General features: G+C 68.5%; 12 protein-coding genes. 6 read left to right on the plus strand and 6 right to left on the minus strand.

Annotated features, from left to right (window positions below):
- Positions 1 to 18 precede the first annotated feature (18 nt).
- Complete coding sequence (locus A5678_RS25085) at positions 19 to 1,137, minus strand: FAD-binding protein (RefSeq protein WP_068048566.1); 1,119 nt, start codon at positions 1,135 to 1,137, stop codon at positions 19 to 21.
- Positions 1,134 to 1,961: a uracil-DNA glycosylase gene (locus tag A5678_RS25090; RefSeq protein WP_068048569.1), complete on the minus strand. Its 828-nt coding sequence runs from the start codon at positions 1,959 to 1,961 to the stop codon at positions 1,134 to 1,136. The genes A5678_RS25085 and A5678_RS25090 overlap by 4 nt, the downstream gene beginning before the upstream one ends.
- A gap of 84 nt (positions 1,962 to 2,045) precedes the next feature.
- On the opposite strand from A5678_RS25090, the gene A5678_RS25095 reads away from it, so the two are divergent.
- Positions 2,046 to 3,299 (plus strand): MFS transporter, encoded by a 1,254-nt coding sequence (locus tag A5678_RS25095; protein WP_068048570.1) that lies wholly within the window; start codon positions 2,046 to 2,048, stop codon positions 3,297 to 3,299.
- A gap of 4 nt (positions 3,300 to 3,303) precedes the next feature.
- On the opposite strand, the gene A5678_RS26830 is transcribed toward A5678_RS25095, so the two are convergent.
- Positions 3,304 to 3,900: an SHOCT domain-containing protein gene (locus A5678_RS26830; protein WP_068048571.1), complete on the minus strand. Its 597-nt coding sequence runs from the start codon at positions 3,898 to 3,900 to the stop codon at positions 3,304 to 3,306.
- Positions 3,901 to 3,967: 67 nt separating this feature from the next.
- Here A5678_RS26830 and A5678_RS25105 point away from each other — a divergent pair, with 67 nt between their 5' ends.
- The 3 genes from A5678_RS25105 (at position 3,968) to A5678_RS25115 (ending at position 7,249) form a co-directional block, all read left to right on the plus strand.
- Complete coding sequence (locus tag A5678_RS25105; protein ID WP_068048572.1) at positions 3,968 to 5,335, plus strand: FAD-binding oxidoreductase; 1,368 nt, start codon at positions 3,968 to 3,970, stop codon at positions 5,333 to 5,335.
- A 94-nt stretch (positions 5,336 to 5,429) separates the two neighbouring features.
- A complete protein-coding gene (locus A5678_RS25110; RefSeq protein WP_197502244.1) occupies positions 5,430 to 6,671 on the plus strand; it encodes a cytochrome P450 in 1,242 nt (413 codons plus the stop codon).
- On the plus strand, positions 6,671 to 7,249 hold the full coding sequence (locus A5678_RS25115) for a TetR/AcrR family transcriptional regulator (protein ID WP_068048575.1): 579 nt from the start codon (positions 6,671 to 6,673) through the stop codon (positions 7,247 to 7,249). The genes A5678_RS25110 and A5678_RS25115 overlap by 1 nt, the downstream gene beginning before the upstream one ends.
- A 198-nt stretch (positions 7,250 to 7,447) precedes the next feature.
- Here A5678_RS25115 and A5678_RS25120 read toward each other — a convergent pair whose 3' ends face one another.
- Both A5678_RS25120 and A5678_RS25125 read right to left on the minus strand, forming a co-directional pair.
- Entirely contained in the window at positions 7,448 to 8,587 is a 1,140-nt protein-coding gene (locus A5678_RS25120; protein WP_068048578.1) for an acyltransferase, read from the minus strand.
- Positions 8,584 to 10,284 (minus strand): DEAD/DEAH box helicase, encoded by a 1,701-nt coding sequence (locus tag A5678_RS25125; RefSeq protein WP_068048581.1) that lies wholly within the window; start codon positions 10,282 to 10,284, stop codon positions 8,584 to 8,586. The genes A5678_RS25120 and A5678_RS25125 overlap by 4 nt, the downstream gene beginning before the upstream one ends.
- 166 nt (positions 10,285 to 10,450) lie before the next feature.
- Here A5678_RS25125 and A5678_RS25130 point away from each other — a divergent pair, with 166 nt between their 5' ends.
- Positions 10,451 to 11,050: an LppP/LprE family lipoprotein gene (locus tag A5678_RS25130; RefSeq protein ID WP_068048584.1), complete on the plus strand. Its 600-nt coding sequence runs from the start codon at positions 10,451 to 10,453 to the stop codon at positions 11,048 to 11,050.
- A 41-nt stretch (positions 11,051 to 11,091) separates the two neighbouring features.
- Positions 11,092 to 14,499 (plus strand): TM0106 family RecB-like putative nuclease, encoded by a 3,408-nt coding sequence (locus A5678_RS25135; RefSeq protein WP_068048589.1) that lies wholly within the window; start codon positions 11,092 to 11,094, stop codon positions 14,497 to 14,499.
- 14 nt (positions 14,500 to 14,513) lie between these two features.
- Here the strand turns inward: A5678_RS25135 and A5678_RS25140 are convergent, their stop codons facing one another.
- On the minus strand, positions 14,514 to 16,475 hold the full coding sequence (locus A5678_RS25140) for an MFS transporter (RefSeq protein ID WP_068048592.1): 1,962 nt from the start codon (positions 16,473 to 16,475) through the stop codon (positions 14,514 to 14,516).
- Between the last annotated feature and the right edge of the window lie 17 nt (positions 16,476 to 16,492).

A 16,492-nucleotide genomic window follows, 5' to 3' on the forward strand; every position in this document is an offset into this window, starting at 1 on the left:
TCAGCAGTCCTTCGGGTTTCAGTAGTCCTTCAGCGTGATCGAACTGACGATGCGGTCGAAGACCTCCTGCGGTATCGGCGCACCGCCCGGAATGTTGTCGACGACCAGCCATTGGTTGCGCTTGACGTAGTCGTTGAACTCTTTGTGGTAGTTGGCGAAGCCGAGTTCGTAGTCCTCACCGGTGGCTGCGAGCTCGCCGGCCAGGATGTAGGCACCCAGCAGGGCGACACTGGTTCCCTGCCCCGACAACGGCGAGCAGCAATACCCGGCATCGCCGACCAGCGCCACCCGGCCCTTGGACCAACGATCCATTTTGATCTGCGCCATTTCGTCGAAGTAGAAATCCGGTGCGCTGCGCATGTATTCCAGCAATTGCGGACGCACCCACCCGTCGTCGGTCATCCGCCGCTCCAGCTCGGCGAACTGCGCCTCGGTGTCGCGGTAGTCGATCCGCAGGTCGGTGTCCATGAAACCCAGCATGGCCCGCGCCTCGCTGTTGTTGCGCGCGCTGTACACCCCGGCCATGGTCGAATCCCCGTAATGCCAGGTTTGCCAATAGTCCAGGCCGAGGAAATTGGGCACGGTGAAGATCGCCGCGTGCGTGCCCAGCCGCTCGATGAATTGATCCTCGGGGCCGAACACCAACCGGCGCACGTTGGAATGCAGTCCGTCCGCCCCGATGACCAGGTCGAAGCCGCGCGCCGGGGCGCGTTCGAAGGTCACGTTGACGGCCGCACCGTCGTCGTCCAAGCCGGCGATGGTGTCGTCGAAGATGTATTCGGCCGTCCATTGGCTTGCGCCGTAGAGCAATTCGACGAGGTCGTCACGCAGGAGCTCGATGTCGGGGCTGTCGATGGGCCCGCCGGTGGGCGTCGACTCCGTGTCGCGGGAGAGTTCGTTGCCGTCGCGGTCGACGACGGAAGCGCCGCGGATTTGCGTCTTCCGTTTCTGGGCGGCGGCCAGCAGCCCCATGCGTTCCAGCACTCCCAGCGCCGGCCCGCGCACGTCGATGGCCTGACCGCCTGGCCGCGGCCCGGGGTGGCGCTCCACCACGGTGACCGAATAGCCGTGCCGTCCAAGCCAATAAGCCGCCGTTGCACCGGCCACGCTGGCGCCGGAAACCAGAACGTCAGTCACTTGATCCCTGCCAGCCTTTTCGCGTCTCGGAAAACGTCGTCGAGCATTGCTGGTGTCAACCTACCGGTAAACATGTTTTGCTGGCTCGGGTGGTAGCAGCCGAGTAACCGCACGCCAGGCGCGAATTGCGCCACCACCCCGTGGCCGAACCTCGGTTTGCGCATGCCGGACGCGCCCGGCAGGCGCAGCGCGATCTGCCAGGCGAAGCCGCCCAACGCCACGATCGTGCGCACATGATCGGACACCAGCCGCCATTCGGCCTGCAGCCAGGGCCAGCAAGTGTCGCGCTCCGCCGGCGTCGGGGCGTTGGCCGGAGGGGCGCACCGTACCGGCGCCGCGATGCGAATACCGTTGGCCCGCAACCCATCCGCGGCATCCACGCTGGTCGGTTGGTTCACCAGCCCGGCCCGGTACAGCGCCGCGTAAAGCTGATCGCCGGACCGATCGCCGGTGAACATGCGTCCGGTCCGGTTGGCCCCGTGCGCGGCCGGCGCCAGCCCGATGATCAACAGCCGCGGTCGCTCCGACCCCCAGCCCGGAACGGGCCGGCCCCAATACGGCTGGTCGGCGAAGGCGCGGCGCTTGAGGACGGCCACGTCTTCGCGCCATTCGACCAGCCTCGGGCAGGCCCGGCAGACGCTGATCAGGGCGTCGAGTTCGGGGATCGACGCGGCGTTGGGCGCCAGCGCGGCGACCTGCGCGGCGCCGGCGGCCACGGTGGTTTGCGGGGTCGCCAAGTCGCCCGGCCATCCGGTGCCGGGAACCACTGGAGAATCGAACGCTTGGCCGGTACGAGGATGGGCGAGCACATGAACATCCTGCAGTGAGCCGGTACCCGGCGGCCGACGCCCCCAAATATTCGGTGGTCCCGCCGGAAATCAGCGGCTAAGTTCGCGCCCGGGATATTCATGAGCCATACGAGCCGCGGCCCGGCGTTTCTGATCCTGTCCGCCACGCTGATGGCGACGGCCGGCACCGGCATCTCGGTGATCGCGTTTCCGTGGCTGGCGTTGCAGCATGATGACCGCGCGCGCGACGCGTCGATCGTGGCCGCGGCCATGACGCTGCCGCTGGTGCTGTCCACGCTCGTCGCCGGCACCGCCGTCGACTTCTTCGGACGCCGCCGGATTTCCCTCGTTTCCGATTCGCTGTCCGGCGCGGCGGTGAGCGCCGTCCCGCTGACCGCCTTGCTGTTCGGCGCAGACGCGATCAGCGTCGCCGAGCTGGCCGGGTTGGCCTTCTGCGCAGCCGCTTTCGACCCTGCCGGGACCACGGCGCGCCAGTCGATGCTGCCCGAGGCCGCCGCCCGCGCGGGCTGGTCGCTGGACCGCACCAACAGTGTCTACGAGGCGATCCTGAACCTCGGTTTCATGGTGGGCCCGGGCATCGGCGGCTTGATGATCGCCACGGTCGGCGGCGTCAACACCATGTGGGTCACGGCGGCCTGTTTTGGCCTGTCCCTGTTGGTGATTGGTGCGCTGCGGCTCGAGGGCGTCGGCAAGCCCCACCACGCGACCCGCCCCGGCGGGTTGGTCTCCGGCATCGTCGAGGGCCTGCGGTTCGTCTGGACCCTGCGGGTGCTGCGGACACTCGGCCTGATCGACCTTGCCGTCACCGCGTTGTACCTGCCGATGGAAAGTGTGCTGTTCCCAAAGTATTTCGCCGACCAACATCAGCCCGCACAGTTGGGTTGGGCGCTGATGGCGCTCGCGGTCGGCGGCGTCGCGGGCGCACTGGGCTATGCGGTGCTCTCGAAATACACCCGGCGGCGTACCGCCGTGCTGACGGCGACCCTGACCTTCGGCGCGGCGACGGTGGGCATCGCGTTCCTGCCGCCGCTGCCGGTGATCTTGGCGCTCTGCGGGGTGACCGGCCTGGTCTACGGGCCGATCCAGCCCATCTACAACTACGTCATGCAGACGCGGGCGCCGCATCATCTGCGCGGCAGGGTGGTCGGGGTGATGGCGGGGCTGACCTACGCCGCTGGGCCGTTGGGCCTGCTGGTGGCCGGCCCGCTCGCCGACGCCGCCGGGTTGAAGGTCACCTTCTTGGCGCTGGCGGTGCCGATTCTGCTGATCGGGCTGGTTGCCGTGCGGCTGCCGGTGCTGCGGGAATTGGACCGCGCGCCGGAATTTGAGGCGAGTCGCAATTCGCCGCTGTGATTCGTCAGTCGCCGAGGATTTTTCGCTTTTGCTGCTCGAATTCCTCGTCGGTGAGCAGTCCCCGGTCTTTCAGCGCGGCCAGCCTCTCGAGCCGCTCGATCGGGTCTGCACCCTGTTGGGTCTGCGCCGTCTGCATCGCGCCAAGCGCCTGCTGCTGCATCTCGGCACCGCGCCGCATCATCTCCTCCCGGAATGCGGTCGGATCGGCAATGGCTTGGCGGATGACATCGGCCATCGGCATACCCATGACCTGGGCGCCCGCCAGGTCGGGGCGGGCCGCCGTCACGGCGTCGATTGCCACATCGGCCGTGGCGGCCGGCTGGTGGTCCAGTTGGACCCGGTCGTGGTCTTTCGGGTCGTAGAGCACCGGCAGCCTCATCCCCGGCCGCGGTGGGCTCAGCTGAGGTAGCAGCGCGGTGACGCTGGCCTCGAACGGCGGTTCGGCGTCCGGCGTGACCCGCAGGCGCAGCTTCCAACGAACTTCGGTGTTGTTGACCAAATTCGGGTTGCCGATCATGACGGCGATGGCCGATTGCTCGGCGGCGAGGACGTCCGCGAACGCGCGGATGCCGACTTTGCTGAGATCTCGCCGTCCGAACACCTCTGACCCGACCTTTCGCCAGAATCGCTCAACTGTACAGCGCCGACCGGGCCCGTAGGATCGGTCCGTGACAGCTGACGTCCTTGCCGAGCTCATCGCCGGCCTGCCCGACGGCATGGTCGTCACCGACCCGACCGTGACCGAGGGGTATCGCCAGGACCGCGCCTTCGACCCGTCGGCCGGCAAACCGTTGGCCGTGGTCAGGCCGCGGTGCACCGAAGACGTGCAAACCGTGTTGCGGTGGGCCTGTGCTCACGGAGTGCCGGTGGTGACCCGGGGGGCCGGCAGCGGCCTGTCCGGCGGGGCGACGGCGCTGGACAACGGGATCGTCCTGTCGACGGAGAAGATGCGCGACATCGCCGTCGACCCGGTCACCCGCACCGCGGTATGCCAGCCCGGTTTGTTCAACGCCGAGGTCAAGAAGGCCGCGGCCGAGCACGGGCTGTGGTATCCCCCCGATCCGTCGTCGTTCGAGATCTGCAGCATCGGCGGCAACATCGCCACCAACGCCGGCGGCCTGTGCTGCGTGAAGTACGGCGTCACCACCGACTACGTGCTGGGCATGCAGGTGGTGCTGGCCGACGGGACGGCGGTCCGGCTCGGCGGCCCGCGTTTGAAGGACGTGGCCGGGCTTTCACTGACCAAGCTGTTCGTCGGCAGCGAAGGCACCCTGGGCGTCGTCACCGAGGTCACCCTGCGCCTGGTGCCCAAGCAGAACGCGTCCAGCATCGTGGTGGCCGCCTTCGCCACGGTCGAGGCGGCGGTCGATGCGGTGCTCGGGGTCACCGCTCGGTTACGCCCGTCGATGCTGGAGTTCATGGACTCGGTGGCCATCAACGCCGTCGAGGACACCTTGCGCATGGACCTGGACCGGGGTGCGGCCGCCATGCTGGTGGCCGGGTCCGACGAGCGCGGCGGGGCGGGCAGCGAGGACGCCGAGGTCATCGCCGCCGTGTTCGCTGAAAACGGTGCCACAGAAGTGTTTTCGACCGACGACCCCGACGAGGGCGAAGCGTTCGTAGCCGCCCGCCGGTTCTGCATCCCCGCGGTCGAGGCGAAGGGATCGCTCCTGCTCGAGGATGTCGGGGTTCCCCTTCCGGCGCTGGGCAGCCTGGTCACGGGCATCGCGCGCATCGCCGACGAGCGTGACCTGACCATCTCGGTGATCGCCCACGCCGGTGACGGCAACACCCACCCGTTGATCGTGTACGACCCCGCGGACACCGCGATGACCGAACGGGCCCACCTCGCCTTCGGCGAGATCATGGACCTGGCCGTCGGGCTCGGCGGCACGATCACCGGCGAGCACGGCGTCGGCCGGTTGAAGCGACCGTGGCTGGCCGGCTACCTCGGGCCCGAGGTGATGGCGCTCAACCGGCGGATCAAGCAGGCCCTGGATCCGCAGGGCATCCTCAACCCGGGTGCGGGGATCTAGGCTTTCGGCCGCGTTGCCTTTCGAGTGCCCGACCGGTCGGGCGCTCGGCCATCATGCGGTTGACATCCTGTGTACGTTGTCATATGAATGAGACATGACGCGGTTTATGTCTCATAATGCACCGGTCAAGTTCGAGCTGGCGAAGGCCGAGACCTGGCCTGATCCCTGGCCGATGTACCGCGCGCTTCGCGACCACGATCCGGTGCACCACGTGGTCCCGGCCAAGCGGCCCGAGCACGACTACTACGTGCTGTCCCGGCACGCCGACGTGTGGGCCGCGGCGCGCGACCACGAGACGTTCTCCTCCGCACAGGGACTGACGGTCAACTACGGCGACCTGGAAATGATTGGGCTGCAAGATAATCCACCGATGGTGATGCAGGATCCGCCGGTGCACACCGAGTTTCGGAAACTGGTGTCGCGCGGCTTCACGCCACGACAGGTCGAGGCGGTGGAGCCCAAGGTGCGCGAATTCGTCGTCGAGCGCATCGAGCGACTGCGCGCGGACGGCGGGGGCGACATCGTCACCGAGTTGTTCAAACCGCTGCCTTCGATGGTGGTCGCGCACTACCTCGGCGTCCCCGAAGCGGATCGGGCGCAATTCGACGGGTGGACGGATGTGATCGTCGCAGCCAACACCGTTGACGGCGGTGTCGCCGGGGCGCTGGAAACCGTCGGTGATGCGGTCGGGTCGATGATGGCCTACTTCACCGGCCTGATCGAGCGCCGCCGAACCGAGCCCGCGGACGACACCATCTCCCATCTGGTGGCCGCCGGAGTGGGCGCCGACGGTGATATCGCCGGGACGCTGTCGGTGCTTGCGTTCACGTTCACCATGGTCACGGGCGGCAACGACACCACCACCGGAATGCTGGGCGGCTCAATGCCGTTGCTGCATCAGCGCCCCGACCAGCGCCGGCTTCTGGCCGACGATTCGGGGCTCATCCCCGACGCGGTCGATGAGCTGCTGCGGCTGACCTCGCCGGTACAGGGACTGGCCCGCACGACCACCCGCGACATGACGATCGGCGACACCACCATTCCCGCCGGCCGCAAAGTGTTGCTGCTGTATGGCTCGGCCAACCGCGACGAGCGCCAATATGGCCCGGACGCGGGCGAACTCGACGTGACGCGACGCCCGCGCAACATCATGACGTTCAGTCACGGCGCGCACCACTGCCTGGGCGCGGCGGCGGCGCGAATGCAATCCCGCGTCGCCCTGACCGAACTGCTCACGCGCTGCCCGGATTTCGAGGTCGACGAATCCGCGATCGTCTGGTCGGGCGGCAGTTACGTGCGGCGCCCGCTGTCGGTACCGATCAGGGTGAAGTCCTGATGCCGAACGACTGGCTGGGCACGCACCGCACCGAAGCGGCCGCGGACCGGATCCTCGACGCGGCCGAGCAGCTCTACACCGAGCGCGACCAGGCTTCGATCGGCATGAACGACATCGCCAGGGCTGCGGGCTGTTCCCGCGCCACGCTGTACCGGTATTTCGAGAACCGCGAGGCGCTGCGAACCGCCTACGTGCACCGCGAAACCCGTCGGCTCAGCCGTGCGATCAAGGAACAGATCGGCGGCATCGACGATCCCCGGGAACGGCTTATCGCGAGCATCACCGCCACGCTGCGGATGGTTCGCGGCAGCCGCGCGTTGGCGTCGTGGTTCGCCATCACCCGGCCACCGATCGGCGCCGAGGTCGCCGGGCGATCCGAGGTGATCACCGCCCTGGCCGCCGCGTTCATCGGCTCACTCGGGCCGGAAGACCCCGCCGTCGTGGAGCGCAGGGCGCGCTGGGTGGTGCGAGTGATCACCTCGCTGCTGCAGTTCCCGGGCCGCGACGAAGCCGAGGAGCGGGCAATGATCGAGGAGTTCGTGGTGCCGATCGTGACGCCGGTTTCCGCCCGGGGCTAGGCGGCGGGTTCGTCCCGCCAGCCACACCGGTTGCTCCGCCGGAACCAATGCTCAAAGTGCCCGCCTCACAGCGACAAACCCGCCTAGTCGCGCCTCTGGTCGCGCGGCGCGGCCCCACAGTCGCTGTGAGGCGGGCACTTCGAGGCCGGCTTGCGCGACGGTACTTCTGGGGCGGATGGGGTTTGCCGAGGCGGCGGCTCAGCTCCGCACGCGGGTGAAGCGGTGCAGCAGCCAGGCCAGCGGGATGGTCACCACCATCGTCGCGATGAACAGATTCAGCATCGAGCCGGTGTAGACGTGGGCGCGCACGATGTAGACCATGGCGAATTCCATGGTGATCAGGTGGATGAGGAAGATTTCGTAGGAGATCTCCCCCAGCCACACCATCGGCCGCGTCGCCAGCAGCCGCCAGTACCAGCCGTGGTCCCCCAGGGCCAGGGGCGCCACCGCAAGCGCGGCGATCACGGCGTAGAAGCACGTCTTGAACAGCGCCTCGCTCAGCGTCGCCGGCGACGTGGTGGGGGCGCCGGCGACCGGAGTGGAGACGATGAAATAGCAGACGATGGCCAGCGGTATCGCGACGAAGGCGTAGCCACGCACGCCCATCGCCTGCAGCACGGCCAGCAGCATTCCGGCGAGGAACCAGGCCAGGTAGGTGGGCAGCCACAACCGTGCGCCGTCGGGGAACCAGTGGTCGGTGTGCACCAGGACCAGCCAGGCCGGGCTGATCAACGTCAGCCCCGCCAGCGCGCCCAGCAGTAACCTCGGCTGCCACCGTCGCCGACAGACGAGCACCAACAGCACGTATGCCAGCAACGGCAGCATCACATAGAAGGACGCTTCCACTGCGAGGCTCCACATCTGGGTCAGGCCCTGATGCAGGTACTTACCCAGGTAGCCGTTGCAGTAGATCTGCGTCAGCGTCAGGTTGCGGACCAGTCCGAGCCACGTGTGCCCGGGGTTGGGTCCCGCCTCGCGGAAGTGGTACAGCACGTAGGCGAACAGCACGGTGATGACGTAGGCCGGCATGATGCGCCGAACCCGGTGCCACGCATAACGACTCAGCGACGGTGGCGGTGCGCCAATGGCGGCCGATTTCAACCACGGCCGGAACAGCAGAAAGCCGGACAGTACGAAGAAGATCGGCACGCCGATCTCCATCCGGGAGCCGACCAGGCCCCAATAACCGTGGGTGTACTTGCCGGTGGTGTAGGCCGCGTGGGTCCCGACGACGAGAAGGGCGGCGACGGCACGGATTCCGGTCAGGGAGGCGACCCGGTCGACGTGGGCGGTCTGCTCGAGTCCGCCCTGGGCGTCTTGTTCTTCCGACAGGGTCATCCGGTGTGTTTCCTGCGCGGCTTTCCGCCGTCACGGCCGCGGGGCTTGGTCGCCGACCGGTCCGGCTGGAGGTTGATCAGCACTCCCGAAATGCGGGTGTGCTCGAGCTTTTTCAGCGTCGACTTGGGTAGCTTGGCCGGCAACTCCACCAGCGAGAAGTCCGGGCCGATCGCGATATGACCGAAGTCGCTGCGATGCAGGCCGCCCTCGTTGGCGATGGCGCCGACGATCGAGCCGGGGCCGATCTTGTGCCGCTTGCCCACCGCGATGCGGTAGGTGGTAAAAGGTTTGATCTGCCTTGGCTTTTCGGGACGCTCGCGATGTTCGGTGTGCCGCTCGCGCCGCTCGCGCGGCGGCTCGGGCGACATGAGGAACTCTTCGCCGTCACGGGACTGCAGCGCCAGCGCCGCTGCGATGTCGGCCAGCGGGACATCGTGCTCGCGTTCGTAGTCCTCGACCAGCTTGCGGAACAACTCGATTCCCGGACGGCCCAGCGCGGTGGTGATGGAATCGGCGAACTTCGCCACCCGCTGGGCATTGACGTCCTCGACGGTGGGCAGCTCGGCCTCGATGAGCGTTTGCCGCGTTGCCTTTTCGATCGCTTTGAGCAGGTGGCGCTCGCGCGGGGAGACGAACAGGAGCGCGCTCCCCGACCGCCCGGCGCGGCCGGTGCGTCCGATGCGGTGCACGTAGGACTCGGTGTCGTGCGGAATGTCGTAGTTGAGCACGTGCGATATCCGCTCCACGTCCAGCCCGCGCGCGGCCACGTCGGTGGCGACCAGGATGTCGATGCCGCCGTCCTTCAGCGCGGCAACGGTCCGCTCCCGCTGACCTTGTGGGATGTCGCCGTTGATGGCCGCCGCGGAAAAACCTCGGGCCCTTAGCTTTTCCGCGACCTCCTCGGTGGCCTGTTTGGTGCGCACGAATACGATCATCGCCTCGAACGGCTCGACTTCCAGGACTCGGGTCAGCGCGTCCATCTTGCGCGGACCGGCGACCTGGATGTAACGCTGTGAAATATTCTCCGCGGTAGCGGTTTTGGCCTTGGTGGTGACTTCGAGCGGGTCGTGCAGGTACTTGGTGGTGAGCTTGCGGATCGCTGCCGGCATGGTCGCCGAGAAGAGGGCGACCTGTTTGTACTCGGGGGTGTCGGCCAGGATGCGTTCGACGTCTTCGGCAAAGCCCATGGTGAGCATCTCGTCGGCCTCGTCGAGCACCAGGTAGTCGACGTGCGACAGGTCCAGCGTCCCCCGTTCGAGATGGTCGATCACCCGGCCGGGTGTACCGACCACCACTTGGGCGCCCCGCCGCAGCCCGGCCAGCTGAACCGTGTAGGAGGAACCGCCGTAGATCGGCAGCACGTTGATCTTCGGCAAGTGGGCTCCGTAGCGGCTGAACGCCTCGGCCACCTGCAGCGCCAGCTCCCGGGTGGGAGCCAGCACCAGCGCCTGAGTCGCCCTGCTGGTGGCGTCGATCTTGGACAGGATCGGGATCGCGAACGCCGCGGTCTTGCCGGTGCCGGTCTGCGCCAGCCCGACGACGTCCGAGCCCTCCATCAGCGCCGGGATCGTCGCGGCCTGGATGCCCGTGGGCGACTCGTAGCCGACGTCGGCGATCGCCCGCAGGACCGAGGGGTGGATCTGCAGGTCGGCAAATGTCGGAGAGGCAGCCTCAGGCGAGCTGTCCGGGAGGGTCATCGTCCAAGGAGTCTAGTGGTGATCGCGAGCTCAGCGGTGCTGAGCGCTGCGGGTCACCACCATCGGGCCCCGTGGTGATCGCGAGCTCAGCGGTTCCCGTGATAATGAGCACAACTGCGGCGGGCCCGGCCATGCCTGTCACACCAGCGCGCGCGATGACGGTACGGTGCGCGATGTGTGGTCGATACCCCGCCGTACCGAGCCACTGACCGGCTCGGCCACTCTCGCGTTGATCGCCATGACGTTGACCGGCTGCGGTTCGGGAGACTCCACGGTCGCGAAGACGCCGCAGGCTACGACGACTACCGAGATCCCGTCCATCACCGCCCCGGCTCAGCCGTCCGGCGCCGCCGCGCCGCCCGGCAGCGCCGCCGCGCCGGCGGACCCGTGCGCGGTCAGCCTCGCATCACCCACGATCGCGAAGGTGGTCTCCGAGCTGCCGCGCGACCCGCGCAGCCAGCAAGGCTGGAATCCGGAGCCGCTGGCCGGCAACTACAACCAGTGCGCCCAGCTGTCGGCGGTGATCATCAAGGCCAACACCAACGCCGTCAACCCCACCACCCGGGCGGTGCTGTTCCATCTCGGGCAGTTCATCCCGCAGGGGGTCCCCGACACCTACGGGTTCAATGGCGTCGACGCCGCCCAGACCACCGGCGACACGGTGGCGCTGACCTACCCCAGCGGCATCAACGGGTTGAACACCGATGTGCGGTTCCACTGGAACGGCAACGGCGTCGAGCTGATCGGCAACGCACCGGGTCACTGAGCCCCGCCTTTTCGTCAGTCCCCTCCCCTACAGTTGCTGCTGTGTTCGTCACCGGCGACAGCATCGTGTACAGCGCGTCGGACCTCGCCGCAGCGGCCCGCTGCGAGTTCGCGCTGTTGCGGGATTTCGACGCAAAGCTGGGCTGGGGACCCGCCGCCGCGGTCGAGGACGACCTGCTCGCGCGAACCGCCGTCCTCGGGAACGAACACGAGCGACGCGAACTGGACCGGCTGCGCACCCAGTTCGGTGACGACATCGCGGTCATCGGCCGCCCGGCATACACGCCCGCCGGCCTGGCGGCGGCCGCCGAGGCGACCCGCCGCGCCGTTGCCGGCGGCGCGCCCGCGGTGTATCAGGCCGCCATGTTCGATGGCCGCTTCCTCGGTTTCGCCGACTTTCTGGTGCGAGACGGCGAACAGTACCGAGTGATCGACACCAAGCTGGCCCGCTCGGCGAACGTCACCGCGCTGCTGCAGCTGGCCGCCTACGCCGACGCGCTGGCCGCCTCGGGTGTGCCGGTGGCCCCCGAGGCCGAACTGCACCTGGGCGACGGGACCGCGGCGCGCTTCCGCGTCCGCGACCTGGTTCCGGTTTACCGCTCGCAGCGCGCCCGGTTGCAACGCCTCCTCGATGAGCACCACGCCGGGGGAGCCGCGGTTCGCTGGGACGACGAGGGCGTGGGCGCGTGTATGCGTTGCCCGTTGTGCACCGAGCAATTGCGGACCACCGACGACCTGCTGCTGGTCGCCGGCATGCGAGTGGGCCAGCGGGACAAGCTGATCGACGCCGGAATCACCACGGTGTCCGAGCTCGCCCGGCACACCGGCCCGGTACCCGACCTCGCGTCCGGCGCGCTCGGCAAGCTGACCGCCCAGGCGAGGCTTCAAGTCCGCCAACGCGAACGCGGCACGCCGCTTTTCGAGGTCGTCGACCCGCAGCCGCTGGCGCTGCTACCTGAACCCGATCCGGCTGACCTGTTCTTCGACTTCGAGGGCGACCCTTTGTGGACCGTTGACGGGCGGGAGTGGGGTCTGGAATACCTGTTCGGCGTCCTGGAAGCGGGGCCGGCCGGCACGTTCCGCCCGTTGTGGGCGCATAGCCGGATGGACGAACGCAAGGCCCTGACCGATTTCCTGGCGATGGTGGCCAAGCGCCGCAAGCGCCGGCCGAACATGCACATCTACCACTACGCGCCGTACGAAAAGACCGCGTTGCTGCGGCTCGCCGGCCGTTACGGAGTCGGCGAGGATGAGGTTGACGAACTGCTGCGCAGCGGAACGCTGGTCGACCTCTACCCGCTGGTGCGCAAGAGCATTCGCGTGGGTGCGGAGTCGTTCAGCCTGAAGGCGCTCGAACCGCTCTACATGGGAGCGCAGCTGCGGGCCGGCGACGTCACCACTGCAACCGGTTCGATCACCTCCTACGCCCGGTACTGCGAACTGCAGGCCGACGGCCGCCGCGACGAGGCCGCCTCCGTGCTCAAGGAGATCGAGGACTACAACCACTACGACTGCCGCTCGACTCAGGAACTGCGTAACTGGTTGATGTTGCGCGCCTACGAATCTGGCGTCGTGCCGGTTGGCGCACAGCCCGTCCGGGACGGCAACACCGTCGAGGACCGTGACCAGTTGGCGGTGAGCCTGTCGACGTTCACCGGCGACGCCGCTGTCGATCAACGCACGCCCGAGCAGACGGCGGTGGCGATGCTGGCCGCGGCCCGCGGCTACCACCGGCGCGAGGACAAACCGTTCTGGTGGGCGCACTTTGACCGGCTGAACTTCCCCGTCGAGGAGTGGGCGGACAACACCGACGTCTTCTTCGCCGAGCACGCGTCGGTCAGCGTCGACTGGAACACGCCGCCCCGCGCGCGCAAGCCGCAGCGTCGGGTGAAATTGCGCGGCGAGCTGGCACGCGGAGAGCTGGTGGCCGACGTCTTCGCGCTCTACGACCCGCCGGCCCCGCCGGGGATGTCGGACGATCCGGACCGGCGGGCGGCCGGACGCGCCACGGTCGTCGCGGCCGACGATCCGGCCCTGCCCACCGAGGTGACCATCGTTGAACGAGCGGGCAACGACGGCAAGCCGTTTCATCAACTTCCGATTGCGCTCACTCCCGGCCCGCCGATCCCGACCACCGCACTGCGCGAGTCGATCGAGGCGACGGCCGCCGCCCTGGCGGCCGGCTTGCCGCGGCTACCCCGCACCGCCGTCGTCGACATCCTGCTGCGCCGCGCGCCCCGCACCCGGAGCGGCTCCGCGTTGCCGCGCGGCGCCGACACCGCGGCCGACATCACCGCCGCGGTATTGGATTTGGACTCGTCGTACCTGGCGGTGCATGGACCGCCGGGCACCGGCAAAACGCATACCGCCGCCCGCGTGATCCAGCGCCTGGCCACCGACCATGGCTGGCGCGTCGGCGTTGTGGCGCAATCGCATGCCACAGTGGAGAACCTGTTGGACTGCGTCATCGACGCCGGGCTGGAACCGGCGCGGGTGGCGAAGAAACGCAACGACCACAGCGCCCCACGCTGGCAGGAGATCGACGCCGGCGCTTACGCCGCGTTCATCGCCGACACCGCGGGCTGCGTCGTGGGCGGAACGGCCTGGGATTTCGCCAACGTCAATCGGGTCCCGCGCGACAGCCTGGACCTGCTCGTGATCGACGAGGCGGGGCAATTCTGTCTTGCCAACACCATCGCCGTGGCGCCGGCCGCTGCCAATCTGTTGCTGCTCGGCGACCCCCAGCAGCTACCGCAGGTCAGCCAGGGAACCCATCCCGACCCGGTGGACACCTCCGCCCTCGACTGGCTGGTGGACGGGCAGCGCACCCTGCCCGACGAACGCGGCTATTTCCTCGACTTCTCCTACCGGATGCACCCGCAGGTGTGCGCCGCGGTGTCCGCACTGTCCTACGAGGGCAGGCTGCATTCGCACGAGTGCACCGCCGCCCGACGCCTTGCCGGATACCGCCCCGGCGTGCGGACGCTCACCGTCGGGCATCACGGCAACTCGACGGAGAGTCAAGAGGAGGCGGAGGCGATCGCCGCCGAGGTCGATCGACTGCTCGGCACGCCGTGGACCGATGAGCACGGCACCCGGCCCCTGACCGCTTCCGACGTGTTGGTGCTGGCCCCCTACAACGCCCAGGTGGCGCTGCTGCGCCGGCGGTTGACCGCCGCCGGGCTCGGGGGGATCCGGGTTGGCACTGTCGACAAGTTCCAGGGCGGCCAGGCGCCGGTGGTTTTCATCTCGATGACGGCCTCCTCCGCGGACGTGGTGCCGCGCGGAATGTCGTTCCTGCTCAACAGGAACCGGCTCAACGTCGCCATCAGCCGCGCCCAGTATGCGGTGGTCATCGTGCGCTCGGGGTCGCTGACCGAGTACCTGCCCGGCACGCCCGCGGGGCTGACCGACTTGGGCGCTTTTCTGGCCCTGACGCAGCCGACGTGACGACCGGCCCGGCCCTAGTAGCCGGACGAGTGGCGACCGTAGCCGGTCGGGTCGTCGTCGGCATCGCGGCGGTGCCGGTTGTCCCGCGCCGAGCCGTTCTGCTGCCGTTGCGCCGGCGGCGCCGGCCGATCGCGTGGCGCGGACCGGTAGGCGCGCGCCGAGAGTTCGGTGACCGGGCGGAAGCGCTGCCGGGTGTCGACGTGGGAGCCGTTGTGCGCGAAGCCGATTGGGCCATTATTCGGAACCGGATCGGCGCGTCGGGTGTGCCATGCGGACGGCGGACGCGGACGCGGGACGCGATCGACCGGCGTCCCGCTTTCGCGCCCGTCCGCCGCGCGCGATGCGGGGGCGGCCTCGGGTTCCCGAAGAAGGATGAATTCGACGTACTCGTCGTCGTCATAGTCGTCGCCGACCAGGTCGCCCCCCTCGGTCGCGGCGCCGGCGACGGCCGACGGTGCGTAACCGACCAGGAACAGGGCGGCCACGATCCCGAACAGCGCGATGAACGCGGGCAGCAGCACCGATTGTGACATGGCGGCCGCGAACGGGTCGCGCAGGAATTCGGGCAGCTGCAGCGTGGCGGGCGCCTCCTCGCCGACACCACCAGGCTGCGGCGGCATCTCGGCGCCGATCCGTGCGGTCATGAACGCCGCCATGCCGGCGCTGCCGAGCACCGCGCCGAGCTGGCGGACCGAGTTGTACACGGCGGAGCCCGCGCCGGCCAGGCGCGGCGGCAGGTTGCGCGTCGCGGTGGCGGTCAGCGGCGACCAGACGAACGCCATCCCGACGCCGGTCGCGAAGAACGGCAGCACGAGCCGCCAGATCGGCGTCGCCGGCGACATCTCGAAGGTGAGCCAGGTCAGCGCGATCGCCAGCACCGAGAAGCCGAACCCGAGCACCGGCCGCGGATGGTATTTGTCGACCATCCTGCCGACGAACGGCGCGAACACACCGTTGGCGATCGCCATCGGTGCGATCAGCAGGGCCGAACGCGTCGGCGACAGCCCGCACACTGCCTGCGCGTAGAAGGTCAGCGGCAGCATCATCGCGGTCGCGGCGAACGAGACGATGGCCACCCCGACGTTGCACAGACCGAAGTCGCGGTCACGGAATATCGCCAGGGGAATCAGCGGCTCCCCGGTGTTCATCGACTGCCAGAACACGAACACCGTCATGAACCCGACGCCGGCGACCAGCATCGCCCAGATCCACGGTTCCCAGTGCGCGGCCTGACCCTGTTGCAGCCCGAACACGATCAGGAACATGCCCACGCCGGACAGCGCGACGCCGACGACGTCGAACCGGTGCGACTGGGTGGGCAGCACCGGGACCAGCCAGTACGCCAGTGCGAGCCCGATCACGCCGATGGGGACGTTGACGAAGAAGATCCACTGCCACCCCAGCCCGTCGACCAGCACGCCGCCGGCCAGCGGACCCACCAGGCTCGCGACCCCGGCGGTGGCTCCCCACAGGCTCACCGCGACGCCGCGCCGCTCCGCGGGAAAGATCCTGGTGATGGTCGACAACGTCTGCGGGGTGAGCACCCCGGCGGCGACACCCTGCACGACGCGCGCGGCGATCAGCATGGCGGCGCTGCCCGACAGCCCGCACCACACCGAGGCGACGGTGAACACCACCAGGCCGATCAGGTAGAGGTTTTTAGGCCCGAATCGGTCACCGAGCCGCCCGGCCACCAGCAACACGACCGCATAACCCAGCAGGTAGGCGCTGGTCACCCAGACCACCGTGTCGTAGCCGATGTGCAACTTCGTCATGATTGTCGGGTTTGCGATGGCGACGATGGTCGAGTCGACCATGATCATGAAGAAGCCGATCATCATCGCCCAGAGCGCGTTCCAGGGCTTCTGAGAATGCGGCGAGTTCTGGGTGAGGAAGTTCCAGCGCTGGGTGAGGTGGGCTGGGTTCGGCGCCGCGCGCCGGGTTCCCCCGGACGACGGAGGCGTCGCCGCGGTCATCTACCCACCTCGTTTCA

The sequence above is a fragment of the Mycobacterium sp. E2733 genome (assembly GCF_001667585.1).
Lineage (GTDB): Bacteria > Actinomycetota > Actinomycetes > Mycobacteriales > Mycobacteriaceae > Mycobacterium.

Bases quoted from the DNA above. Each gene is read 5' to 3' on its own strand.
- A5678_RS25110 (WP_197502244.1), top strand. From the start codon at position 5,430: ATGACGCGGTTTATGTCTCATAATGCACCGGTCAAGTTCGAGCTGGCG.
- A5678_RS25115 (WP_068048575.1), top strand. From the start codon at position 6,671: ATGCCGAACGACTGGCTGGGCACGCACCGCACCGAAGCGGCCGCGGAC.
- A5678_RS25120 (WP_068048578.1), bottom strand. From the start codon at position 8,587: ATGACCCTGTCGGAAGAACAAGACGCCCAGGGCGGACTCGAGCAGACC.
- A5678_RS25140 (WP_068048592.1), bottom strand. From the start codon at position 16,475: ATGACCGCGGCGACGCCTCCGTCGTCCGGGGGAACCCGGCGCGCGGCG.
- A5678_RS25095 (WP_068048570.1), top strand. From the start codon at position 2,046: ATGAGCCATACGAGCCGCGGCCCGGCGTTTCTGATCCTGTCCGCCACG.
- A5678_RS25125 (WP_068048581.1), bottom strand. From the start codon at position 10,284: ATGACCCTCCCGGACAGCTCGCCTGAGGCTGCCTCTCCGACATTTGCC.